Below are 24,132 nucleotides of genomic sequence, written 5' to 3' on the forward strand. Positions count from 1 at the left end.
GCGACGAAGACTGAGTGTGACGGCCTGCAACCGTTCATCTCTCGGCGCGTTATGTGTCCGATGAGACAAAGGCCGCCCCTGCCCCGAATTGCGCCATTCCTTTCGCCGCGGCTCGCAAGATCACGCGTTGTATATTGCCGGCACGCGCTGTAAATTCACGGCAATGTCTTTCGATACTGATCCCGGCGTGGCGGAAATCCCGACAACAGCCGCGGCTCAGCCAGTGGCCTTCCATCAAGTCCTGAAGAAAGAGACGCGTGCTTACCACGACGAAGTCGACAGCCTGTTCAGCCAGTTCGATCTGACGAGCCGTGCGAGTTACGGCCGTTTTCTGTCAGCCCATGCAGCGGCGCTGGTGCCGCTCGAGCGCTGGCTGCGCTCAGCCTCGCCGAGTATCGACACGGCCGCGCGCGTACAGGCCCTTACAACCGACTTGAACGCCTTGGGCCAGGCCGTTCCCGAGGCCGAGCCGCTGACATGGGCCCCGAGCACGGCGGCTCATTGGGGTGCCGCCTATGTGACGGAAGGCTCCCGCCTTGGCGGCGCGATGCTCGCACGCCGCGTGCCTGACGATCTTCCGCGTGAATATCTGAGCGCCGTGCATCCCCAAGGCGCGTGGCGCGCCTTCATCGCCGCTCTGGAAGATCAGGCCCTGACTCACGGCCCCGTCTGGCAGCGGGAAACCCGCGCAGCAGCGACCCGGACCTTCGCCCTTTACCGAAATTGCGCCATCGCGATGGGAGCCAGACTTGGCCAATGATCCTGCCGGCTTTCGGGTCGATCTCACCAACTGCGACCGCGAACCGATCCATATTCTCGGGACGATCCAGCCATTCGGTTTCCTGCTCGCGGTGAGCGCCGATTGGATGATCGGTCGCGTCTCGGACAATATCGCCGCGTTCACGGGTAAATCGGCGGATGCGCTGCTCGGTTCCAAGCTCACCGATCTCATCACGCCCGCTGCCCAGCACGACATCCGCAACCGGATCTCGATGCTGCGCGGCAATGATTCCGTAGAACGCCTGTTCTCGCAGCCGCTGTTCGATGATGGCAAGCTCTACGATGTCGCCGTGCATTTCTCGGGCAACAGCATCGTCATCGAATGCGAGCCCGCGCTCGAAGATCCAGGCGAAGCGGCGACGCTGGTCCGCACGCTCATGTCGCGCCTCGCCCAGGCCGACACGCTCACCTCCTTCATTCGCGAGAGCGCCCGGCAGGTGAAGGCGATCACCGGTTTCGATCGCGTGATGGTCTATCGCTTCGATGCCGAGGGCTCGGGCGAGGTCGTTGCCGAGGCGCTGAGCGCTGGCGTCGACAGCTTCCTTGGCCTGCATTACCCCGCGTCGGATATTCCGGCACAAGCGCGCCAGCTCTATGTGCGCAATCCGTTCCGCATCATCGCTGATGTGAATGCAGAGCCGGTGCCGATCGTGCCGCAGACCGATCCCAGCGGCGCGGTCCTCGACCAGTCGCTCTGCCTGCTCCGCGCGGTTTCGCCCATCCATGTCGAGTATCTGCGCAACATGGGCGTCAGCGCGTCGCTGTCGATCTCGATCATCGTCGAAGGCAAGCTCTGGGGCCTCTTCGCCTGCCACCATTATCAGCCGCGCCTGCCTGGCCTCGCCATGCGTACGGCTGCCGAACTGTTCGGCCAGATCTTCTCGCTGATGCTCGAGAGCCGGGAACGCAGCGAGAATGCCGGCTATGAGTCGCGCGCGCGCGGCGCAACCGATCGCTTGATGGCCTCCATCGCGCAGGATGGGAATCTGCTGCGAGACGCGGACTGGCTTGGCGAGGTTGTGTTCGATACCATTCCCGCGGACGGCGTCGGGGCTTATGTCGATGGCTCTGTCTCGCTCAGCGGCCTGACGCCCTCACGCGAGCAGTTCATAAGCCTCGTCTCCATCCTCAATCAGCTTTCGCACGGCGAGGTCTTTGCGACGGACTGCATTACATCCGTCCTGCCCGAGGCGGCCGCCTATGCGGATGTCGCGGCCGGCCTCATCGCCATCCCGCTGTCACGTAAGCCGCGTGACTATGTGGTGTTCTTCCGCAGCGAGCAGATGCGCTCGGTGCGCTGGGGCGGCAACCCGGAAAAGCCGGTCGAGCTCGGCCCCAATGGCGACCGGCTAACGCCGCGCAAAAGCTTCGAAAGCTGGTCGCAACTGGTGAAGGGCCGCAGCCTGCCGTTCACCACGGTCGAACGCCGCGTTGCCGAAGCGCTGCGGGTCGGGATGCTGGAAGTGCTCATCCGCCTTTCCGAGAGCGCGGGCGAGGAGCGGCAGCGGGCGCAGGAGCGGCAGGAACTGCTGATCGCCGAGCTCAATCACCGCGTGCGCAATATCCTCTCACTCATCCGCGGACTCGTGTCGCAGACCCGCGACGGGGCGGCCAGCGTCGACGATTTCACGCGCAATCTGGACGATCGCCTGCAGGCGCTCGCCCGTGCGCACGACCAGGTGACGCGCGATCGCTGGGGTCCGGCGCGGTTGCGGGATCTTATCGACATCGAGGCCAATGCCTTCCTGCGCGACAAGCGGACCAATGTGGAGACCAAAGGCTCCAACATCCTGTTGCAGCCGGTTGCCTTCACCGTGCTCTCGCTGGTCTTCCACGAGCTCATGACCAATGCTGCCAAATATGGGGCGCTCTCCGACAGCGGCACGGTACTGATCAGCTGGCAGCAGGACGAGGATGGCAGCCTGTTGATCGACTGGTCCGAACTCGGCGGGCCGGCGGTCACCCCGCCCTCCCGCCGCGGCTTTGGGTCGACGGTGATCGAAAAGACCGTCCCGCACGATCTGGGGGGCGATGCGAAGATTCACTACCGACTGAGCGGTGTGAAGGCGCATTTCTGCATTCCCTCCCGCTTCGTGGCCGGCGTCGCGCCGGAGGACCGAATCGACGCGACGGACGGCGCGTCTGCCGATCTGCGCGAGCCGGCGAAGCTGCCGCTTGCCGGGCAGCGCGTGCTGCTCGTGGAAGACAGCCTCATCATCGCACTCGACGGGCAGGACGCGTTGATGGAACTCGGCGCCGAGAAGGTCGAGGTCGCCTCCAGCGTCACCGCTGCCCTGCGCGCCTGTGCGACCGTCCCGCTCGATGTGGCCATGCTCGATTATAATTTGGGCGCGGAGACGAGCGAGCCGGTTGCCAGGGCACTGGCCGAACGCGGCATCCCGTTCGTCTTTGCGACGGGCTATGGCAGCGGCCTCGATTCCTCGCGCTTCCACGCCGTGCCGATCGTCACCAAGCCTTATGGCACGGCACAGATCGCGGCCGCTCTTGCGGAACTGAAGACCGAACCGGCGGACTGATCGCGCCGGTTCAAACTCTCAAGACCAGGGGAAGCTGAGCGGCGCTTCACGGAACGCGAAGCGATCGAGATGGCGGGCGACCGTGTTTTTGAGGCCTTCGAGATGCTCCGGGCTGCTGGCGTCGATCGTCACGTCGAGCGTGTCGGGTTGCGCGACCATCGTCACCAGAGCGTCAGCCGGCCAATCGGCGCCGCGCGCATCGCGCGGAAACACGATCGTGCCGCGCTCGGGTGTGAACTCCACCTTGAGGTTGTGCGACCAGTGCTTGCACAGTTGCTGGAGGTAGCGGCTGCCGCTCTGCGTGGGCACCTTGGCTGTTGCGCTGTTCATGAGATTGTCTTTCTGTTGGTGGCTCCACCGTCGGCGGTGGAGCGAATGGAATTATGCTGGGCAGTCTTACAACCGCTCGATCTTCCGCGCTGCCTCATCGAGGATCGCGGCGATCTCGTGCGGCAGATCGTCTGTGGTCTCGCCTTCGCGCAGCCGGCCCATCAGAGCCGTTTTGAGATTGCCCATGGCGCGGCGGACCGGGCCGCTGTTGGATCGATGTTGCTCGGCGCCAAGACCGGCGAGCCGGTTCATCAGGCCGCCGATCTCGTCGGCCTTCTCGGCAAGATGGGCCTCGCCTGCGGGGGTAATCGCGTACAGCTTCCGCGCCCCTTCGCTCTCGCTGTCGGCGATGAGGTCCATTTCCGCCAGCAGGGTGAGGGTGGGATAAACGACGCCGGGGCTGGGCGCATAAGCGCCGCCGGTCAGTTCCTCGATCGCGCGGATGAGGTCATAGCCGTGGCGCGGCCCCTCGCCGATCAATTTGAGCAACACGAGTCGCAACTCGCCGCCATCGAACAGGCGTCCGCGACGGCCGCCGCGCGAACCCCCATGGCCGCCCTGCCCGTCCCACTCTGCGCCGCCCCAGCCGCCGCCGAAACGACCGCCCCGGCCCATCATGGCCTTGAGCGCGTGACGGTGCCCATTCGGGCCGCACCGTCCATGTGTGCGTGTGTGAAACATCAAAGATTCAATCCTTCCAGAATTCAGATTGATCTAAGATATATCTTAGACTGATTTCCACAAGGCCCTTTTGCAATTTTTTTGAGCGTACCCGCGAATGGCCCGCAATGCGGTGCAAGCTGGCCCGTGCAACCGGTGACGGGCCGACCTATATGAGTCCGCATGTCTGATCTCTTCGGCGGCCTTGCCGGCGCCTCCAGCCCTGCCGAGCCTCGCGCGGATGCGCCGCTGGCCGACCGTCTGCGCCCGCGCACGCTCGATGACGTGGTCGGGCAGGACCACCTCACCGGTGCTGACGGCGCCATCGGGCGCATGGTCGCGGCGGGACGGCTCTCCTCGATGATTCTGTGGGGACCGCCGGGCACCGGCAAGACCACGCTGGCGCGACTGCTGGCCGAAGCGGTGGACATGCGCTTCGCGCCGATCTCCGCGGTCTTTTCCGGCGTGGCGGACCTCAAGGCTGCCTTTGCGGCCGCGCGCGACGCCGCCCGTGCAGGGCAGCGCACGCTTCTGTTCGTGGATGAAATTCATCGCTTCAATCGCGCGCAGCAGGATGGCTTCCTGCCTTATGTCGAGGATGGCACAGTCACGCTGGTCGGCGCCACCACCGAAAATCCGAGCTTTGCTCTCAACGCGGCGCTGCTCAGCCGCGCGCAGGTGCTCATCCTGCGCCGGCTGGACGAGACCGCGCTCGATACGTTGATCTTCCGTGCGGAAGTTCTGACCGGCGCGCCGCTGCCGTTGACCGACGATGCCCGCGCCGCGCTCGTGGCTTCGGCTGATGGTGATGGCCGCTTCCTGCTCAATCAGGTGGAGACGCTGCAGGGCATCGGCCTCACCGAGCCGCTGGATCCGGCGGGCCTTGCGGCCCTTCTTCACCGCCGGATGCCCGTCTATGACAAGGATCGCGACGGGCATTACAATCTGATTTCCGCGCTCCACAAGGCGCTGCGCGGCTCCGATCCGCAGGCCGCGCTCTATTATCTCGCGCGGATGCTGGTCGCGGGCGAGGAACCGCTTTACGTCCTGCGGCGGCTGGTGCGCTTTGCCAGCGAAGATGTCGGCCTGGCCGACCCGCAGGCCCTCATCCAATGCCTGGCTGCCAAGGACGCCTATGAATTCCTTGGCTCGCCCGAGGGCGAGTTGGCGATCGTGCAGGCCTGCCTGTATCTCGCGACCGCACCCAAATCCAACGCCGCCTACAAGGCGCAAAAAGCTGCCTTCGCCAGCGCCAAACAAACCGGATCGCTGATGCCGCCCGCGAACATCCTCAATGCGCCGACCAAGCTCATGAAGGAAATCGGCTATGGCAAGGGCTATAGCTACGATCATGATGTGGAAGGCGGCTTCTCCGGCGACAATTACTGGCCCGAGGAGATGGCGCCGCAGACCTTCTACGCTCCTACCGAGCGCGGGTTCGAGAAGCGGATCGCCGAGCGCATCGCCTGGTGGGATGAGCGTCGGCGCGACTTGCGCGGTGACTGATCCCGCCCGCCACCCGTGAGCCGCTTCCGCCATTTCGCCGCAATCGACTGGTCGGGCGCACAGGGGCCGCGACAGCCGGGCATTGCCGTCGCCATCTGCGACGCGGATAGCGGCGCTGGCCCGGCGCTGGTCCGCCCCGGCCACATCTGGTCACGCCCCGACGTGCTCGACTGGATGCGCCGCGACATGCCGCGCGAGACGTTGGTCGGCCTTGATCTCGGCCCGTCCCTGCCCTTCGCCGACAAGGGCGCCTTCTTCCCGGGCTGGGATCGCACTCCACCCAACGCCCGCCAACTCTGGGCGCTTGTCGAGGACATCTGCGCCGACGAGCCGCATCTGGGGGCTGGCGCCTTTGTCGATCACCCGGAGGCCGCGCGGCATTTCCGGCGCCATGGGGGCCGGGAAGGCGATCTGTTCGGCGGGGGACGCGGGCGGCTGCGCCAGACGGAGCTGGCCCAGCAGGCGCAGGGCCTCAACCCCTGCAGCAACCTCAATCTTGTGGGTGCCGCCCAGGTCGGCAAATCCAGTCTAACCGGGATGCGGGTGCTGCACCGTATCCGGGCGGACATGCCGGTCTGGCCGTTCGACGCCGACCCCGGCTCGGGCAGTCTGATCGTGGAAATTTACACCAGCCTTGCCGCGCTCGCCGCCGGCAAGCGCAAGGGCCAGACCAAGGTTCGCGAGGCCGAGTTGGATGCCTGCCTCGCGCGTCTCGCCAGCGGGCCGCATGTGCCGTTCACGGGTCGCTATAGCGACCATGCGACCGACGCGCTGCTCAGCGCGGCCTGGCTGCGGCTGGTGCACGGCGAGCCGGCCCTGTGGGCACCGCAGACGCTGACGCCGGAACTGGCGCGGACGGAAGGCTGGACGTTCGGCGTGCTTTGACACGCGGACCGCGTAGCCGGCCGAGCTAAACTATCACCCCTGCAAAGATCGCTTGATTGCCGGAATCATGCCTCCCGGCTTAAACCCCTCTTGTCCGGAATGACGGGCGGCCCTGCCGCCTCCAGCCCGGAACGCGGCTTTTGATGTTTGTCAGCTTGCTCCGCGTCACCAACCGCTAAAGCGCACGAATCCCACGCGACAACGCCGGCTTCGTGCTCCGTATTGGAGAAACGATATGGCTATCCGTTCCATTCCCCGCCGTAGCCGTAATCATGCCCAGCGAGCCGGCCGCGCGCTGGCGCCGCTTCCGCACCCGAGCTGGCGACTGGCGCCTGCGGCCCCGCACGACTCGCCGCCCCTCGCCAGTGCCAGTGACTTCTGGTCGCGCCTCGGCCTCTGACGCTCATTTCGAGAGGCCAATGACGATGAAGCGCGCGCTTGTGATTCGGCACGTCCCCCATGAGGGCATGGCGGGATATCGGGAGCCGGTGGAAGCGGCCGGCTATGCGATCGACCGGATCGATGTGACCGACCCCGCCTTCGCCACGCTCGACCTGCGAGAACCCGATCTGCTCATCATGATGGGCGGGCCGATGGGGGTGTATGAGCAGGATCGCTATCCGTGGATCGCATGCCAGCTGCGCCGCCTGGCGCTGCGGCTGGCGGCCGACCGCCCCACGCTGGGCGTGTGCTTCGGCGCGCAGATGATCGCGGCGGCGCTCGGCGCGAAGGTCTATCCCGGCCCGGTCAAGGAGGTCGGCTTCCATTCGGTCAAGGTCAACGATGCCGGCCGCACCGGCCCGCTCTCTCATCTTGTCGACGTGCCGGTTCTGCACTGGCATGGCGACACGTTCACCCTGCCGGAAGGCACCCAACTGCTTGCGTCCAGCGACCGCTATACGCATCAGGCCTTCCGGCGGGGACAACATGTGCTGGCCCTGCAATTCCATGCCGAGATGGGCGAGGATGCGCGCTTCTATCAATGGATGGAGGAATGGCCGGAGGCGGCGGCGGAATCCGGCGGCTGCAACGACAGCCTGCGCGCCGCCCATGATCGGCTCGGACCTGGGGCCGTTTCCGCCGGGCGCGCCATGCTCGGCGACTGGCTGGCGGGACTGAAAGCGCCCGCGTGATGGAGCCCGCGTGATCCCCACATCACCAGTCTGACCAGCGCGCGAGCCATGCGTGCACGCCGCCTTTTGCAAGCCTCTCGCAACAACGCGATCCAGCGGTTTGCGCTTGCCAGCCGCGCAAAAAATAGGCAGTAACACAAACGAATTTCAGCAACGAAAGAAGACTTGGGAGACCCGCGCGCATGAGAGACGCCAAAGCCGATCGGCTGGACGAGATCATCGCGAGCCATAGCCGCCGCGAAGGGCCTCTTCTCCCCATCCTCCATGACGTGCAGGCCGAGTTCGGCTGCGTGGACGAGGCGTCCAAGCGCCAGATCGCGCTCGCGCTCAATCTGAGCCGCGCCGAAGTGCATGGCGTGGTGAGCTTCTATCATGATTTCACCGCCGAGCCCAAGGCGGCGCCGGTGCTCAAGCTGTGCCGTGCGGAATCCTGCAAGGCACGCGGCGTCGAAGCTCTGGTCGATGGCGCGGTTGCCGCGGCCGGCGAGCGCGTGAAGATTGAAACCATTTATTGCCTCGGCCTGTGCAGCGTCGGCCCCAATGCGATGATCGGCAATGCCGTTCACGCCCGGCTGGACGCGCCCAAGCTCGACAAGCTGATCCGGGAGATTGCCTGACATGGTCATGGTGCGCATTTCCGACGACGCGCTGGCCGTCGCCTGCGGTGCCGACGCGGTTGCCGAGGCCTTCGCAAGGGCGGGCGCAACCGTCGAGCGGGTTTCGAGCTGGGGCATGCAGTGGCTGGAACCGCTGGTGGAAATCGACGGCAAGGGCTTCGGCCCGGCAACGGCCGATGATGCTGCGGCGATTCTGGACGGCTCGTCGCCGCTCGGCATCGGCGTGATTGCCGAGCATCCGTTCATTGCCAAGCAGCAGCGGCTGACTTTCGCCCGCGCCGGCAAGACGCGCCCGACCGAGCTTGCGGACTATGAAGCGACCGGCGGCTGGAAAGGCCTTGCCCGCGCTCGCGAGATCGGCGCCGAGGCGACGGTCGAGGAAGTCGTGGCCTCGGGCCTGCGCGGTCGCGGCGGCGCTGGTTTCCCCACCGGCATCAAGTGGCGCACCGTCGCGGCGGCGGTAGCGGACCAGAAGTACATCGTCTGCAATGCCGACGAAGGCGACAGCGCGACTTTTGCTGACCGCATGCTGATGGAGGGCGACCCCTATTGCCTGATCGAGGGCATGGCGATTGCCGGCCTCGCGACCGGCGCGACCAAGGGTTATATCTACGTTCGCTCGGAATATCCCCACGCCATCGCCAAGCTGGAAGAAGCGATCCGCCGCAGCGCGCATCTCGTTGCGCCCTTCGTGCTGGAAGTGCGCGTCGGTGCCGGCGCCTATGTGTGCGGCGAGGAAACCTCGCTGCTCAACAGCCTGGAAGGCAAGCGCGGCGAAGTGCGGGCGAAGCCGCCGATCCCGGCACTGGTCGGCCTGTTCGGCAAGCCCACCATCGTCAACAATGTGCTCAGCCTTGCGGCTGTGCCTTACATTCTGGCCGAGGGTGCCAAGGCCTATGCCGATTATGGCATGGGTCGCTCGCGCGGCACGATGCCGATCCAGCTTGCTGGCAACATCAAGCATGGCGGCCTTTACGAAACGGCGTTCGGCATCACGCTTGGCCAGCTCGTCAACGAGATTGGCGGCGGCACGGACGACGGCTCGCCGGTCAAGGCCGCGCAGGTTGGCGGTCCGCTCGGTGCCTATCTGCACCCGGACCAGTTCGACATTCCGTTCGACTATGAGGCTTATGCCGCCGTCGATGCGCTCATCGGCCATGGCGGCATCACCGTGTTCGGCCAAGGTGCGGACATGGCCGGCATGGCGCGCTTCGCCATGGAATTCTGCGCGGCGGAAAGCTGCGGCAAGTGCACGCCCTGCCGCATCGGCTCGGTACGCGGCAAGGAACTGATCGACCGGATCATGGCGCGCGTACCGCGCCAGCGCGATACGCTCGAGGGCCTGCCCCAGATGCACAACGCCCCCACCGCGCCGCGCAGCCTTGAGGACGAGATCGTCCTGCTGGAAGATCTCTGCGAGACGATGAAGTTCGGTTCGCTCTGCGCCCTGGGCGGCTTCACGCCCTACCCGGTGATGAGCGCGCTCAAGCACTGGCCCGAGGATTTCGGCGCCCGCCAGATCCTCCCCGAGGCGGCTGAATGAGCTGCTGCGTCGGCCTGCTTCCCATCGATCGCGCGGCCGTTCTCGGCGCAGTGATCGCTGGCGGCAAGTCGACGCGCTTTGGCAGCGACAAGGCTGTGGCGACCTTCCATGGTCGCGCTTTGATCGACCATGCCATCGACGCCGTGGCCGTGCATAGCGCGCGGACAATCGTGGTGGGGCGTGAGCATGACGGTGTGGCCAGCATTGCCGACCAGCCCGCACCGCATATGGGGCCGCTTGCCGGCCTCGCTGCGGCCTTGCTCGAAGCGCAGGCGCGCGGGCTCCCCGCCGTGCTGAGCGTGCCGTGCGATGCCATCGATCTGCCGCAAGACCTCTTGCAGCGCCTGTCGCCATATCCAGCTTATGTCGAGAGCCTGCCGGTGATCGGCCTGTGGCCCGCCTCGGCGGCCGGCGACGCGCTCGACATCCTCAAGAGCGAGGGCGTGCATTCGATGAAGGCCTTCGCGAACCGTATTTCCGCGCGCGCCGTGCAATTGCCGCGCGAACCTGTTAATATCAACACTGCTGCTGACCTGGAGAGAGTTGAACGACATGGGCTATGAACCTCAGGCCGATTTCGGCACGCCCGCTTCCACATCGGAGAAGATGGTCACGCTGACCATCGACGGTCGCTCCGTCACCGTCCCGGAAGGCACGAGCGTGATGCGCGCGGCTGCCGAATGCGGCGGCGACATTCCCAAACTCTGCGCCACGGACAGCGTGAAGAGCTTCGGCTCCTGCCGCCTCTGCCTGGTCGAGGTCGACGGGATGCGCGGCACCCCCGCTTCCTGCACCACGCCGGCGATGGACGGCATGACCGTTCACACCCAGACTCCGCGTCTGCAGAAGCTGCGCAAGGGCGTGATGGAGCTCTACATCTCCGATCACCCGCTCGACTGCCTGACCTGCTCGGACAATGGCGACTGCGAACTTCAGGACAATGCCGCCGCCGTCGGTCTGCGCGATGTGCGTTATGGCTACACGGGCGATAATCATCTGGGTCTCCAGAAGGACACGTCCAACCCCTATTTTGATTTCGACCCCAGCAAGTGCATCGTCTGCTCGCGCTGCGTGCGCGCCTGTGACGAGGTGCAGGGCACCTTCGCGCTCACGATCGATGGCCGCGGCTTCGGCTCCATGGTGTCTGCGGGTGTCGCGTCCGACGATTTCCTCTCTTCCGAATGCGTGTCGTGTGGCGCCTGTGTGCAGGCCTGCCCCACCGCCACGCTTCAGGAAAAGGCGATGGTCGAGATTGGCAAGCCCGAGCGGGCCGTCGTCACCACCTGCGCCTATTGCGGCGTCGGCTGCACCTTCCGCGCAGAAATGCGCGGCGAACAGCTGGTGCGCATGGTGCCGTGGAAGGACGGCAAGGCAAATCGCGGCCATAGCTGCGTCAAGGGCCGCTTCGCCTGGGGCTATGCCAACCATCAGGACCGCATCACCCAGCCGATGATCCGCAAGAGCGTGGACGATCCCTGGCAGGTGGTGAGCTGGGACAAGGCGATTTCCTACGCCGCCTCTGAACTCAAGCGCATCAAGGCCGCCCACGGTGCGCGCGCATTGGGCGGCATCACGTCGTCGCGTTGCACCAATGAGGAAACCTTCCTGGTGCAGAAGCTGATCCGCGCAGGTTTTGGCTCCAACAATACCGACACCTGCGCCCGCGTATGTCACTCGCCGACCGGCTATGGCCTGAAGACGACCTTCGGCACGTCCGCCGGCACGCAGGATTTCGACAGCGTGATGGACAGCGACGTGATCCTGATCATCGGCGCCAACCCGACGGACGGCCACCCGGTGTTCGCGAGCCGCATGAAGCGCCGGCTGCGTCAGGGCGCCAAGCTGATCGTGATTGATCCGCGCCGGACGGACATGGTCAAGTCGCCACACATCGCCGCTCAGCACCATCTCGCGCTGCAGCCCGGCACCAACGTCGCCGTGCTCACCGCCCTGGCGCATGTGATCGTGACCGAAGGCCTGGCCGACGAAGCGTTCATCCGTGAACGCTGCGACTGGGACGAGTATCAGGACTGGGCCGCCTTCGTCTCGCAGGAGCGCAACAGCCCCGAGACGCTGGAACCTGTCACCCGTGTGCCCGCCGAGGAACTGCGCGGCGCCGCCCGCCTGTTCGCCACCGGTGGCAATGGCGCCATCTATTATGGCCTCGGCGTCACCGAGCATAGCCAGGGCAGCTCGACCGTGATGGCGATTGCCAACCTCGCCATGGTGACCGGCAATATCGGTCGCCGCGGTGTGGGCGTGAACCCGCTGCGTGGCCAGAACAACGTGCAGGGTGCCTGCGACATGGGCAGCTTCCCGCACGAATTGCCCGGCTATCGCCACATCAGCGACGATGAGACCCGCGCGCTGTTCGAGGCGGACTGGGGTGTCACCCTGGATGCCGAGCCGGGCCTGCGCATCCCCAATATGCTGGACGCCGCGATCGACGGCACGTTCCGCGCGATCTATATCCAAGGCGAGGACATCCTTCAGTCCGACCCCAATACCGCGCATGTCGCTGCAGGCCTCAAGGCGATGGAGTGCGTCATCGTGCAGGACCTGTTCCTGAACGAAACGGCGAACTACGCGCATATCTTCCTGCCCGGTTCGACCTTCCTTGAAAAGAACGGCACCTTCACCAATGCAGAGCGGCGCATCCAGCCGGTCCGCAAGGTGATGGAGCCCGCCAATGGCTATGCCGACTGGGAGATCACCCAGCTTCTCGCCAACGCCATGGAGCTTGGCTGGAACTACGAGCATCCCAGCGAAATCCTGGCCGAGATCGCCCGTCTCACCCCGTCCTTCGCAGGCGTATCCTGGGCGCGTCTGGAGCGCGAGGGATCGTTGCAGTGGCCGGTCAAGGACGAGACCCACGAGGGTTCGCCGATCATGCATGTGGACGGTTTCGTGCGCGGCAAGGGCAAGTTCGTAGTCACCGATTATGTACCGACGGACGAGAAGACCGGCCCACGCTTCCCGCTGCTGCTGACCACCGGCCGCATTCTCAGCCAGTATAATGTCGGCGCCCAGACACGGCGCACCGGCAACACCGCCTGGCACCCTGAGGATCTGCTGGAAATCCACCCGACGGATGCCGAGAATCGCGGCCTCAAGGATGGCGACTGGGTAAAGCTCTCCAGCCGCACCGGCGAGACGACGCTGCGGGCGACGATCACTGAGCGGGTGGCACCGGGTGTGGTCTACACCACCTTCCACCACCCCGCCACGCAGGCCAATGTCGTAACCACCGAATATTCGGACTGGGCCACCAACTGCCCCGAATACAAGGTGACAGCTGTCCAGATCACGCCTTCCAACGGCCCGACCGATTGGCAGGAGGATTATAACAGTTGGTCCGAGCGCTCGCGGCGGATCGTGGCCAGCCTCACGGCTGAAGCGGCGGAGTAAGCATCATGGAAGCCAGCCGCCTCATCTACATGGCGAACCAGATCGCGCGGAATTTCGAAGCGTTGGGCCACGACCAGGCGGCCCTCGCCACCGCCGACCATATCAAGATGTATTGGGATCCGCGGATGCTCGCCGGGATCAAGGCCGTCGACCCCACCGACATGTCGCCGCTCGCCGCGCGCGCGATCGCCATGGTGGACGGACCCGTGCCGCACATGACGCGGGCCACCGAATTCGCGAGCGCGGATGAGAACGATCCTGGCTATAACGACGCCGGCTGACCTCGTCGCCCTTCGACCGGATGGCTCCAGCCGTCCGGTCGCGCGCCCTTTTGCGCCGGAAGTGCCAGTCGCGCTGGAATATAACGGCCTTTCCTATGCCGTGATGATGGCCAGTCCGTTCGATCTGGACGACTTCATCACTGGCTTCGCCCTGACCGAGGGTCTGGCCACGCAACCGCGCGATGTCACTGGCATCGATATCGTCGAGACCGATCTCGGTTGGATCGCGCGTGCGACCATCACCTCCCTAGCACTCGAGAAACTCGAAGAGCGCGTGCGCACGCGCGTGGCCGAGTCGAGTTGCGGCCTGTGCGGCATCGATAATCTGGAAGCCGTTTCGCGCGCCCTCCCCCGGGTCGCCGCGCATGAGGCGCTCGCACCAGCGGCGATCTTCGCCGCGCTGGAGGGCCTGCGTGCGCATCAGCCGGGCAATCGCGCCACCGGGGGGATGCACGCCGCTGCCTTTGTGGCACCGGATGGGGCGATCCTGATGGCCCGCGAGGATGTCGGCCGGCACAATGCGCTGGACAAGCTCGTCGGCGCCATAGCCCGCGCAGGGCAGACGATGGACACCGGCTTTGTGCTTTCCACGGCGCGCTGCAGCTATGAGATCGTGGAGAAAACGGTCCGCGCCGGCGCCCACACCCTTGTGACCATCTCGGTCCCAACCAGCATGGCGGCAGCGCGGGCCGAGGCTGCGGGCCTCTCGCTCTATGCGCTGGCCCGGCCGGACGAAGTGCTCCGCGTCACGGCGGGCTGACCGCCTCGACCCCCTGCCCTCGTCACATCAGTCAGTATCTGACGATCCGCCGCCCCGCATAGAGGGGGCGGCGGACCCAGATCTCAGGCCTTGGCCTCGGCTTGAGCAATCGCATCGCCATCGCGCATCGGCAGCAACAGCAGCATGAAGATGGCGCATACCGAGCCAAGGCTCATGATGAGCGATACGGTGAGCAACTCGCCCTTGCCAAGCACGTCGAAGAGCAGGCCAGCCACGATGGGCGAGCCAGCCGCGCCGGCGCGCCCCACGCCGAGAACAAAGCCCGTACCCGTGGCGCGAGCATAGGCCGGGAAGCCCCGCGCGAAGGCGGCATAGAAGCCCACAATGGCCGCGTTGAGGAAGAACATCGACAGGAATGCCGCCACGCGCCATTCGCCAAGCTCGCCATGCCCCATGCCGAACCATGCCACCGCAACCACGCCGGCAATCATCATGGCAATCGTCGGCCCCTTGATGTCCCATTTCTTGAGCAGGAAGCCGAACAGGCCGCCGCCAATCGCACCGCCGATATTGGCCCAGGTGAGCGTGCTGGCAGCATCGGCCTGCGAGAAGCCGGAATCCGCGACGATCTGCACTGCGAACTTGAGGATGTAGTAGAAGGTGAGCGTGTGGAACATGTAGCCGAAGGCCAACAGCCAAGTGACCTTGCGCAGGCCCGGCTTGGACAGAATGTCGGTGACCTTGGGCTGCGGCCCTTCCGTGCGCAGCGGGGGCAGCGCCTCGATGGTCCGCTTGCGCAGCGCGCGGAGCGAGCGGTTGACCTTCTCGATCACGTTCGCGGGCCGGCGCGCGGCGTAGAATGCAGGCGTCTCCGGCACGAGGAAGAAGACAAGCGGGATCATGATCGCGGTCACCACGGCACCGAACATGAACACCGCGCGCCAATCATATTCCACCAGCAGCCAGCTTTGCGCGGCAAAGCCGCCCACCACGCCGCCAATCGGGTAGCCAATGACGTAAAGCGCCATGGCGAGGCTACGGGAGGATTTGCTGGTCGATTCCGCCGTCACGGCGTTGGTCGCCGCCAGCATCCCGCCGATGCCGAGGCCGGTGACGAAGCGCCACACCGTCAGGAGCGTCACGCCGGTCGCGGCATGGGCCAGATACATGCCGATCGCCATGACGACGAGGCAGATCAGCATCGTGTCCTTGCGGCCGATGCGGTCTGCGACACCACCGAGGATGACCGAACCGAAGCCCATGCCGACCAGCTCGGCCGAGAGGACGATGCCCAGCGCCGAGCGCGGGATGCCCCATTCCGCCGAAATGCCCGGCGCCGCGAAGGCGCTCGACAGCACGTCGAAACCGTCCAGCGCGTTCAGCAGGATCATCAAGACCACGACAATCCACTGCCGAACGGACATCGGCGACTCATTAATGATCTCAACAGGATCAGACGATGACATGGTTGGGCTTTCCTCTCCAGGCAGTGGACCGCATCGGCGACCTCACAGGCCGAATCTACTCGTGAATACGGCGCAATAACTCGATGAGCAACGTGGCTTCTTTCTTGGTGAAACGGGACTTGAGCCATTGCTCATGCTCGTCGATGCAGCGCCGCGCGTCGCTCAGGGCCGCCTGCCCGTCGGCGGTCAGCGTCAGCGTCTGCCGGCGCCGGTCCAGCGTGGAGGCGCCGCGCACCAGCAGACCGCGCGCTTCCAACCGGTTGATGATCGCCATCGTCGTCGCCCGGTCCATCTGCAGGCGGCGGCCGATATCGGCCTGCGCGATGTGCGGATGATCGCTGATCAGCCAGAGGACGGAGACCATCTTCTGCGTCAGGCCAAGCTCGGAAAAGGTCTCGGTGAAATGCCGGTAGGCCGCGCCATGGGCAAGGCGGATATGGAAGCCGATAATGTCGTCAATCGCGCCGATATCATCGTCGATCTGCGCGGGCGCAGGCGATGGCGTCGCACTTCCACCACCCTTGGCGGCCACAAGAGGACGTTGACGTGCGCGTGCTTCCAAAATCTTTACCCCCGAGAACCGGAACGGTTCGGCCATTGATTAAGCAATGGGAATTGCCCAATTGGTATGCATAGCATACAAACCTGCGCAAGAGGAGCAAGCTATGGCGCAATTCCCCAATACCCCCGCTTTCACAGGTTTCAACAGCCCGTCGCGCATCGAATGCGACATTCCGAATCTCGTGCATGAGGGCACGATTCCGCCCGAGCTGAATGGCGCCTTCTTCCGCGTGCAGCCGGACCCGCAATTCCCGCCCCGCCTGGGCGATGACATCAGCTTCAACGGCGATGGCATGATCACGCGCTTCCACATTCATGATGGCCAGTGCGACATCAAGCAGCGCTGGGCCAAGACCGCCAAGTGGAAGCTGGAGAACGAGGCCGGCAAGGCGCTCTTCGGTGCCTATCGCAATCCGCTGACGGACGATGAATCCGTCAAGGGCGAGTATCGCTCGACCGCGAACACCAACGCCTTCGTGTTCGCAGGCAAGCTCTGGGCAATGAAGGAGGACAGCCCGTCCCTCGTCATGGAGCCGGACACGATGGAGACCATCGGCTTCGAGAAGTTCGGCGGCAAGATGACCGGCCAGACCTTCACCGCGCACCCCAAGATCGACCCGCACACGGGCAACATGGTCGCCATCGGCTATGCCGCAAGCGGCCTGTGCTCCGACGATGTGTGCCTGTATGAGGTCAGCCCTGAGGGCGAACTGGTCCGCGAACTGTGGTTCAAGGCGCCCTATTATTGCATGATGCACGACTTCGGCGTGACCAAGGATTATCTGGTCCTGCACATCGTGCCCTCGATTGGCAGCTGGGAGCGCCTCGAGAAGGGCCTGCCGCATTTCGGCTTCGATACCACCCTGCCCGTCTATCTCGGCATCATTCCCCGCCGTGACGACGTGAAACAGGAAGACATCCGCTGGTTCAAGCGCGACAATTGCTTCGCGTCGCATGTGATGAACGCCTATCAGGACGGCACCAAGGTCCACATCGACGTGCCGGAAGCGGCGAACAACATGTTCCCCTTCTTCCCGGACGTGCATGGCGCGCCCTTCAACCCGCAGCAGGCGGCGAGCTACCTCACCCGCTGGACGGTCGACATGGCGTCCAACAGCGACGAGTTCGACAGCGTCACCCGCCTCACGGAGACGTCGGGTGAATTCCCCCGCATTGATGACCGCGTCACCGGCCTGCCCTATCGCTATGGCTGGATGCTGGAGATGGACATGAAGCGTCCGGTCGAGCTCAAGGGCGGCAGCGCCGGCGGCTTCCTGATGAACTGCCTGTTCCTGATCGACCACCAGACCGGCAAGGAGCAGCACTGGTGGTGCGGCCCCACCTCTTCGCTGCAGGAGCCGGCCTTCGTGCCGCGCTCCAAGGACGCGCCGGAAGGCGACGGCTGGATCGTGCAGGTCTGCAATCGCCTGGCCGACCACAAGAGCGACCTGCTGATCTTCGAAGCGCTGGACATCGAGAAGGGGCCGGTCGCCACGATCCATATCCCCTTCGCGCTGCGCTTTGGCCTGCACGGCAACTGGGCCAGCGCGGACCAGATCGGCCTGGAACGCGAAGCCGCCTGACCCTAGCGATCATCCAGCCACAGCCCCGGCGCGCGCTTATGCGGGCGCGCCGGGGTTGCCGCCTCAAACTTCAAGTCTCAAGGAAGCACGTTCATGATTCAGCCCGGGCTGGAATTCGTCTATGAAGCCGGCGGCGATCTCGGCGCGCCGGTGCCGCTCGGCAACACCGTCGATGGCACGCGCCGCATCATCCCCATCTTCGAGGGCGGCCGGGTCGAAGGCCCGCTCATCAAGGGCAAGCTGCTCGGCAATGCCGCCGACTTCCAACTCACCCGGCCGGACGGCGTCACCGTCGCCGATGCCCTTTACGCGCTGCAGACCGATGACGGCGTCGTCATCCAGATCCGCAATCGCGGTCTGCGCCATGGCCCGCCCGATGTGATGGCGCGACTGGCGGCAGGCGAGGAGGTCGATCCGGCGGACTATTATTTCCGCACCGTGCCGGAATTCATCGCGCCGGAAGGCAAATATGACTGGATGAACCGCAGCATCTTCGTCTGCTCGGGCGCGCGCTACAAGGCGGGCATCAAATTGTGGGTCTGGCGCGTCACCTGATCCCCAAGCCCCCCGCCTGCGACCGGTTGCGTAGCGGGGATGCCGATCCCATCTTGGATTGATGACCAAACTCAGCTTCCTCGACCTCGTCAACGTTGTCGAAGGCGAGAGCGCCGGCGATGCGATCAAACGCGTCGGCCCGCTCGCCGCCCATGCCGAAGCGCTCGGCTATCATCGCTACTGGATCGCCGAACATCACGGCATGGCAGGCGTGGCAGCAGCGGCAACCGCGCTCATCATCGCCGAGGCCGGGCGGGCCACCAAGACCATCCGCGTCGGCTCGGGCGGCATCATGCTGCCCAATCACTCGCCCTATATCATCGCCGAGCAGTTCGGCACGCTGGATGCGCTCTTCCCCGGCCGTGTCGATCTTGGCCTGGGTCGCGCGCCGGGCGCCGATGGCCGGCTGGCCCGCGCCATCCGCCATGACACCCGGCAGGAGGCCGAGGAGTTTCCCCGCAGCGTGGTGGAACTGCGCGCCCACTTTACCGGTGAGCCTGACCTCGGCCTGTTGGCCGTGCCTGGGCGCGGTGCGCAGATCGACATGTGGATTCTGGGCTCCAGCCTGTTCGGCGCGCAACTCGCGGCGGCACTCGGGATGCCCTACGCCTTTGCCTCACATTTCGCGCCCGATCTGCTGGATGAAGCGCTGACCATCTATCGCCGCGATTTCCGCCCGTCCGCCTCTCTGCGCGAACCCTATGCGGCGGCGGCGATGAGCGTCGTCGCTGCCGACACGGTGGCGGAGGCGGAATATGTCGCCAGCTCGATGATGCAGAACTTTGTCGCGCTGCGCACCGGTCGCCCCGGCAAGTTGCCGCCGCCGGTGGAGAGTTATGTCGCGAGCCTCGATCCATCGCTCAGCGCGACGCTGGGGCATGTCATGCAATGCAGCGCGTTCGGCACGGTCGATGATGTCGCGCGCGGCCTGCGCCAGTTCGTCCAGCGGACGCGGGTGGATGAGGTGATCGTCCACAGCCCCGCTTTCGATCCGCAGGCCCGCACCAAGTCGCTCACGCTGATCGCGCAAGCCTTCCATGAAATGACCGAAGCCGCCTGACGCGCAGGCGGCTTCGTTTTTCGTTCAGCATTGAAGCCGCACGCTGGCCCGTTCAGGCCGGTGCGAGTTTCTTCGCGTCTTCCAGAATCATTTCCGATCCTTTCTCGCCGATCATGATCGTCGCGGCATTGGTGTTGCCGGAGACGATCTTGGGCATGATCGAGGCATCGACCACGCGCAGGCCCTGAACGCCGTGGACGCGAAGACGCGCATCGACCACCGCCTTGGGGTCGCTGCCCATGCGCGCCGTGCCGACCGCATGATACAGCGTGCCGCCGGCGACCTGCGCATAGAAGAACATCTGATCGTCCGTCTCGCCGAACGGATCGGGGCCGGCCAGATATTTGGCGATTGCCGGCTGCTGCCAGATTTCGCGGATGATCTTGAGCTGCGTGACGGCCATCTGCTGGTCGATCGGGTCCTGCAGATAATTGGGCGTGATCTTGGGGGCCTGCGTGCCATCGGGCGAGCGGGCGTGAATGTGACCACGCGATTCCGGGCGAAGCTGGCAGGGGTTCGAGGCCATGCCCGGCTCCTTCTCCAACGCCAGCTGCTGCTTGGCGTTCAGCACTTCCAGATCCATGGACGCCGCCATGGTGTGGATCTGGATGTCCGGCGTCTCCAGCCCTTCGCGCGAGCGCAGGAAGGTGCAGCCATGCGCCACCGCGTAGGAGAGCAGGCCCTTGCGGGTCATGCCATATTTGAGCACCTGGCCGATCAGCGGCAGCCCGCTGGCCATTGAGTTGACCGACGGCGTGCCCGGCTTCAGCCGCGCCTGGCAGCCGATCATATAGTGGTCCTGCAGGTTCTCGCCGACGCCGGGCAGCTCGTGTACCAGCTTCACGCCCAGCTCCCGGACGACCCCGCCCTGCCCGATGCCGGAGATTTCCAGCAGCTTGGGGCTCTCGACCGCGCCGGCGGCGAGGATCACTTCCTTGCGCACCTTCACGCGGCGCAGGCGACCATGCTGGACGAACTCAACCCCCACCGCGCGCTTGCCCTCGAAGAGGATGCGGGTCGTCATGGCGCGCAGTTCGACCGTGAGATTGACCCGATCCATGACCGGATGGAGGAAGCCCACCGCCGTCGAGCAACGCTTGCCGTTGCGCGCGGTCATCTGGAACCAGCTCGTCCCTTCCTGATCGCCGTCGTTCAGATCATCCTTATAGGCATAGCCAGCCTCGACACAGGCATCGATGACTGCCTTGCTGATCGGGTGATGCTCGGGGAAGTCGGAGACAGCCAGCTCACCGCCCTGCGCATGGCCTTCCATGGCGCCACGGGTCTGGTCCTCGCTCTTCTTGAAATAGGGCAGCACGTCGTCCCATGCCCAGCCCTCATTGCCCATCTGGCGCCAGCCATCATAGTCGGCCGACTGGCCGCGCACATAGAGCATGCCGTTGAGGGACGACGAGCCGCCGAGCACCTTGCCCTTGGGCCATTTGTGGGGGCGCCCGCCCGAGCCCTCATCGACCTCGGTCTCGTACAGCCAGTTGACCTTGGGATCGTTCAGCGTCTTGCCGAAACCGATCGGTATATGGATCATCATGTTGGAGCGGAACTGGCTCAATTCCCGCGTCGGGCGATCATCGCCACCAGCCTCGAGCAGGACGACTTCCGTGCCCCGATCCGCCGAGAGCCGGTTGGCGAGAACGCATCCCGCGCTGCCCGCCCCGACGATCACGTAATCGACAGTTCTCTCGTCCGTCATGCTCTTGTCATCCTCTCATTGCACCGCGCACGTCCCCCGCGCGGCTCGACTCAGTTCTTATGACACAAAGCGCCATTTCGAACAAAGTCAACAATGCGAGGATGCTGAGCAGGTCAAAGCATCAGACAGGCTCCCCCGCTTCCCGGGCACGAACCAGAATGAGGCTCTCGTCCTTGCGGATGCGGGTGAGGAGAATGATGAGCAGGATGATGATGGGGATCGCCATCCAGTTGACGCTGAGGATCGCGGTGCGCAGATCGCCTGTGGCATCCGAGATCATCCCGACCAGATAAGGCCCCATGCCGAGGCCGAAAATGGTGGAGATGATGAGATAGGTGCTCGCGGTGATGCCGCGCATGCGAGGCAGCACAAGTCCGTAGATCAGCGAGTAGAGCGGCGGCATCCAGCAGGTGAGGATGACGCTGTAGAGCACGAAGCGGCTGTAGAAGCCGAACGCGTCCGGCGCATGATAGGTCCAGACCCCGATCAGCGGCGAGACGCCGAGCGCGAACAGGGTGAGATACACGCGCCCGGTCGCCGGCATGGACTTGTCGAACCAGTCAGCCAGAGGCCCCGAAATCATCGGGCCGATCACGCCAATCACTAGCGAGAGCAGGCCGAAGGTGACGCCCGTCTCAGCGGGCGAAGTACCATAGGTCTGCATGATGAAGGCGGGCGTGAAGCCCATGATGCCGTAATTGATCACCGTCTGCAGCGCGCCGACCGCAATCGCGATCATCAGGGCCGGCGAGCGCACCGTCACCTGATAGGTCGGCGGATCGGCAAGCGCCAGCCGCTGCAACAGGTTGAAGATCACGATGATGCCAAAACCCATCACGCCCCATTGCAGGATGTGGGGATTGAGCGGCACGCCACCGAAACTGAGCGCCGGGCGCGGCGAGAAAGCCGAAGCCAGATGCACGAACAGCGTCATCAGGCCGACCACGAGCACCATGACGCCGATATTGGCGGTCCAGTGGCGGGCACTGGCCTTGCTGGCGGCAAGGCTCAGCAAATTGGTGCCGGGCGTCACCGCACCGAGCAGCGCGAGGCTCGAGCGGAACGGCGCCGGATCGGGCCGGGACGCGATGCCATCCATCGCGCCGCGCTGAGGCTCCTTGAGGTGCCACAGCAGCAATGCGAGCAGAAATCCGGGCACCGAGGCAACCAGGAACGCAAACTGCCAGCCGGCAAGGCCCAGCGGCGCTGACTGAGCGGAAGGATAAAGCCCTTCCCACCAGCCCGCCGCGACCCCGCCGACCACGTTGGACATGCCAAGGCCGACGGCAATGGAGGCAGCAATCGTGCCCATCACGAGACCGCGCCGATGCTTAGGGAAATAATCGAACAGCAGCGATGTCCCCGCCGGCGACGTCGCTCCCTCGCCGATCCCGACCCCGAGGCGGGAAATGGCAAGCATGGCAAAGCCGCTGGCGAAGGCAGCGAGACCGGCGGAAAAGGACCAGAAGCCGATGGCGAGAGCCAGAATGCGCGTGCGAATCCAGCCATCCGACAGGCGACCGAGCGGCAGGGAAAACAACGCATAGAACAGCGCGAACACCGTTCCGTACAGCAGCCCCAGTTCGGCATCGCCAATCTGCAGGTCCGCCTTGATGCGCGGCGCGAGAATGGCGAGGATGTTGCGATCCAGCAGCGACATGGCGTTGGTGAGAGCCACCAACGCCAGCGCATACCAGGCGGTGCCGGTCACCCGGCCCGACACCGGCGGGGTCGTCACAGGTTGAAGACCCGCTCGGCGTTGGTCTGCATCAGCTTCTTCTTGGCTTCTGCAGAAATGTCGAGATTGTCGTGCGTGCGCACCTCATCGGCGACATATTCATAGGGATAATCCATCGCGTACATCACCCGGTCCTCACCCAGCTGATCGATGCACAGCTTGATCGCCAGCGGGCAGGCCATACCGCTCGTCGTCACGCAGACATTGTTGCGCATGTAGTGGAACAGGTCGTGGTTGAGCGGCTTGAGGCGCTCATAGCGCTTCGAGCGGACGCCTGCCTGATGCATGTAGTTCATGCGGAACAGCCAGTAGGGGATCGCCTCGCCGCCATGGCCGACGCACACGGTCAGGTTGGGATAGCGGTCGAACACACCCGTCGTCAGGATGCGCAGCAGATGATAGCCGGTCTCGACACCGAAGCCGAAGATCGCGCCATCGAGGCCAGCCTCGACCATGCCGGCGATCATCGCATCCGGCGGTGACTGCGGGTGGATGTACAGCGGCAGATTATTGTCGGCGCAGGCCTTCAAGATCGGGTCGAACTGCTCTTCATCGAGATAGTGACCCTTGGTGTGGCTGTTGACCATCACGCCCTTGAAGCCGAGCTCGTTCTTGCCGCGTGCGATTTCCTCGACGGACCACTGCACGTCCTGCGGGACGATGGAGACCATGCCGACATAGCGCGACGGGTGGCGCTCGCAGGCGGCCTTCAGAACGTCGTTGGCATTGCGGACCAGCGTCTTGGCTTCATCGGTCTCGAATGCCTGTCCGCCGGGCGATGTCAGGGAGAGAATGGCGACGTCGATTCCGGTGTCGTCCATCGCCTGGATGCGCAGATCGTCCAGATCGAGCAGCCGATCGCGAATGAACTGGGTCCGCTCGGAAGGCGAGGTACCGTAGAAACCCCAGAGCGATGTGGTCGCCTTGTCGGCCCGGCCCTCTTTGACCAGCTTCAGAAAGGCGTCGAGCTGTTCGGCCGTCGCAAAAGCCTCTTCGGTCGCAATGCGAAGATAGCCGCGATCGCCGCCGGTGTTGAGCGCGTGAGTCATGTTACTCT

At 64.9% G+C, this 24,132-nt stretch carries 22 protein-coding genes; 15 read left to right on the forward strand and 7 right to left on the reverse strand.

The window, feature by feature from the left end; genetic code table 11:
* Window positions 1–127: 127 nt before the first annotated feature.
* Entirely contained in the window at window positions 128–760 is a 633-nt protein-coding gene (locus tag M2341_RS10610; protein WP_181559890.1) for a biliverdin-producing heme oxygenase, read from the forward strand.
* The gene (locus M2341_RS10615; RefSeq protein ID WP_264585213.1) at window positions 750–3,317 is read left to right on the forward strand and encodes an HWE histidine kinase domain-containing protein; all 2,568 of its coding nucleotides are present in this window, start codon (window positions 750–752) and stop codon (window positions 3,315–3,317) included. The genes M2341_RS10610 and M2341_RS10615 overlap by 11 nt, the downstream gene beginning before the upstream one ends.
* Window positions 3,318–3,335: 18 nt before the next feature.
* Here M2341_RS10615 and M2341_RS10620 read toward each other — a convergent pair whose 3' ends face one another.
* A complete protein-coding gene (locus M2341_RS10620) occupies window positions 3,336–3,647 on the reverse strand; it encodes a DUF2218 domain-containing protein (protein WP_264573025.1) in 312 nt (103 codons plus the stop codon).
* Window positions 3,648–3,713: 66 nt separating this feature from the next.
* Complete coding sequence (locus M2341_RS10625; protein WP_413715424.1) at window positions 3,714–4,328, reverse strand: PadR family transcriptional regulator; 615 nt, start codon at window positions 4,326–4,328, stop codon at window positions 3,714–3,716.
* A 162-nt stretch (window positions 4,329–4,490) separates the two neighbouring features.
* On the opposite strand from M2341_RS10625, the gene M2341_RS10630 reads away from it, so the two are divergent.
* From M2341_RS10630 to fdhD, 10 genes are all read left to right on the forward strand, one after another.
* Complete coding sequence (locus M2341_RS10630; protein WP_264585214.1) at window positions 4,491–5,813, forward strand: replication-associated recombination protein A; 1,323 nt, start codon at window positions 4,491–4,493, stop codon at window positions 5,811–5,813.
* A gap of 15 nt (window positions 5,814–5,828) precedes the next feature.
* Window positions 5,829–6,698: a hypothetical protein gene (locus tag M2341_RS10635; RefSeq protein ID WP_264585215.1), complete on the forward strand. Its 870-nt coding sequence runs from the start codon at window positions 5,829–5,831 to the stop codon at window positions 6,696–6,698.
* 235 nt (window positions 6,699–6,933) lie between these two features.
* A complete protein-coding gene (locus M2341_RS10640; protein ID WP_264585216.1) occupies window positions 6,934–7,098 on the forward strand; it encodes a hypothetical protein in 165 nt (54 codons plus the stop codon).
* A 25-nt stretch (window positions 7,099–7,123) separates the two neighbouring features.
* The gene (locus M2341_RS10645; protein ID WP_264585217.1) at window positions 7,124–7,831 is read left to right on the forward strand and encodes a glutamine amidotransferase; all 708 of its coding nucleotides are present in this window, start codon (window positions 7,124–7,126) and stop codon (window positions 7,829–7,831) included.
* A gap of 182 nt (window positions 7,832–8,013) precedes the next feature.
* Window positions 8,014–8,448, forward strand: coding sequence for an NAD(P)H-dependent oxidoreductase subunit E (locus M2341_RS10650; RefSeq protein ID WP_181559896.1), 435 nt, complete (start codon window positions 8,014–8,016; stop codon window positions 8,446–8,448).
* A gap of 1 nt (window position 8,449) precedes the next feature.
* Window positions 8,450–9,991, forward strand: a complete 1,542-nt coding sequence (locus M2341_RS10655) for an NADH-ubiquinone oxidoreductase-F iron-sulfur binding region domain-containing protein (protein WP_264585218.1) — start codon at window positions 8,450–8,452, stop codon at window positions 9,989–9,991.
* Window positions 9,988–10,554, forward strand: coding sequence for a molybdenum cofactor guanylyltransferase (locus M2341_RS10660; RefSeq protein WP_264585219.1), 567 nt, complete (start codon window positions 9,988–9,990; stop codon window positions 10,552–10,554). Before M2341_RS10655 ends, M2341_RS10660 begins: the two co-directional genes overlap by 4 nt.
* Window positions 10,544–13,399, forward strand: a complete 2,856-nt coding sequence (gene fdhF / locus M2341_RS10665) for a formate dehydrogenase subunit alpha (protein ID WP_264570595.1) — start codon at window positions 10,544–10,546, stop codon at window positions 13,397–13,399. Before M2341_RS10660 ends, fdhF begins: the two co-directional genes overlap by 11 nt.
* 5 nt (window positions 13,400–13,404) lie before the next feature.
* The gene (locus M2341_RS10670) at window positions 13,405–13,680 is read left to right on the forward strand and encodes a formate dehydrogenase subunit delta (protein ID WP_264585220.1); all 276 of its coding nucleotides are present in this window, start codon (window positions 13,405–13,407) and stop codon (window positions 13,678–13,680) included.
* The gene (gene fdhD / locus M2341_RS10675) at window positions 13,646–14,440 is read left to right on the forward strand and encodes a formate dehydrogenase accessory sulfurtransferase FdhD (protein ID WP_264585221.1); all 795 of its coding nucleotides are present in this window, start codon (window positions 13,646–13,648) and stop codon (window positions 14,438–14,440) included. Before M2341_RS10670 ends, fdhD begins: the two co-directional genes overlap by 35 nt.
* Before the next feature lie 83 nt (window positions 14,441–14,523).
* Here fdhD and M2341_RS10680 read toward each other — a convergent pair whose 3' ends face one another.
* Complete coding sequence (locus tag M2341_RS10680; protein ID WP_264585222.1) at window positions 14,524–15,825, reverse strand: MFS transporter; 1,302 nt, start codon at window positions 15,823–15,825, stop codon at window positions 14,524–14,526.
* A 97-nt stretch (window positions 15,826–15,922) separates the two neighbouring features.
* Window positions 15,923–16,399 (reverse strand): MarR family winged helix-turn-helix transcriptional regulator, encoded by a 477-nt coding sequence (locus M2341_RS10685; RefSeq protein ID WP_264585223.1) that lies wholly within the window; start codon window positions 16,397–16,399, stop codon window positions 15,923–15,925.
* 133 nt (window positions 16,400–16,532) lie between these two features.
* Here M2341_RS10685 and M2341_RS10690 point away from each other — a divergent pair, with 133 nt between their 5' ends.
* The 3 genes from M2341_RS10690 to M2341_RS10700 all read left to right on the forward strand — a co-directional run bounded on the left by M2341_RS10690 (window position 16,533) and on the right by M2341_RS10700 (window position 19,626).
* Window positions 16,533–18,011 carry a carotenoid oxygenase family protein gene (locus M2341_RS10690; protein WP_264570600.1) on the forward strand — a complete coding sequence of 493 codons (1,479 nt, stop codon included), beginning with the start codon at window positions 16,533–16,535 and terminating at the stop codon, window positions 18,009–18,011.
* Window positions 18,012–18,104: 93 nt separating this feature from the next.
* Entirely contained in the window at window positions 18,105–18,566 is a 462-nt protein-coding gene (locus M2341_RS10695) for a DUF3237 domain-containing protein (RefSeq protein WP_264570601.1), read from the forward strand.
* A 61-nt stretch (window positions 18,567–18,627) separates the two neighbouring features.
* On the forward strand, window positions 18,628–19,626 hold the full coding sequence (locus M2341_RS10700; RefSeq protein WP_264585224.1) for an LLM class flavin-dependent oxidoreductase: 999 nt from the start codon (window positions 18,628–18,630) through the stop codon (window positions 19,624–19,626).
* 52 nt (window positions 19,627–19,678) lie between these two features.
* On the opposite strand, the gene M2341_RS10705 is transcribed toward M2341_RS10700, so the two are convergent.
* The 3 genes from M2341_RS10705 to M2341_RS10715 all read right to left on the reverse strand — a co-directional run bounded on the left by M2341_RS10705 (window position 19,679) and on the right by M2341_RS10715 (window position 24,124).
* Window positions 19,679–21,337 (reverse strand): GMC family oxidoreductase, encoded by a 1,659-nt coding sequence (locus M2341_RS10705; RefSeq protein WP_264575633.1) that lies wholly within the window; start codon window positions 21,335–21,337, stop codon window positions 19,679–19,681.
* Between the two features lie 121 nt (window positions 21,338–21,458).
* Entirely contained in the window at window positions 21,459–23,075 is a 1,617-nt protein-coding gene (locus M2341_RS10710; RefSeq protein WP_264585225.1) for an MFS transporter, read from the reverse strand.
* Complete coding sequence (locus tag M2341_RS10715; RefSeq protein WP_264585226.1) at window positions 23,072–24,124, reverse strand: amidohydrolase family protein; 1,053 nt, start codon at window positions 24,122–24,124, stop codon at window positions 23,072–23,074. The genes M2341_RS10710 and M2341_RS10715 overlap by 4 nt, the downstream gene beginning before the upstream one ends.
* Between the last annotated feature and the right edge of the window lie 8 nt (window positions 24,125–24,132).

Origin of the sequence: Sphingobium sp. B7D2B, assembly GCF_025961895.1 — a bacterium.
GTDB lineage: Bacteria > Pseudomonadota > Alphaproteobacteria > Sphingomonadales > Sphingomonadaceae > Sphingobium.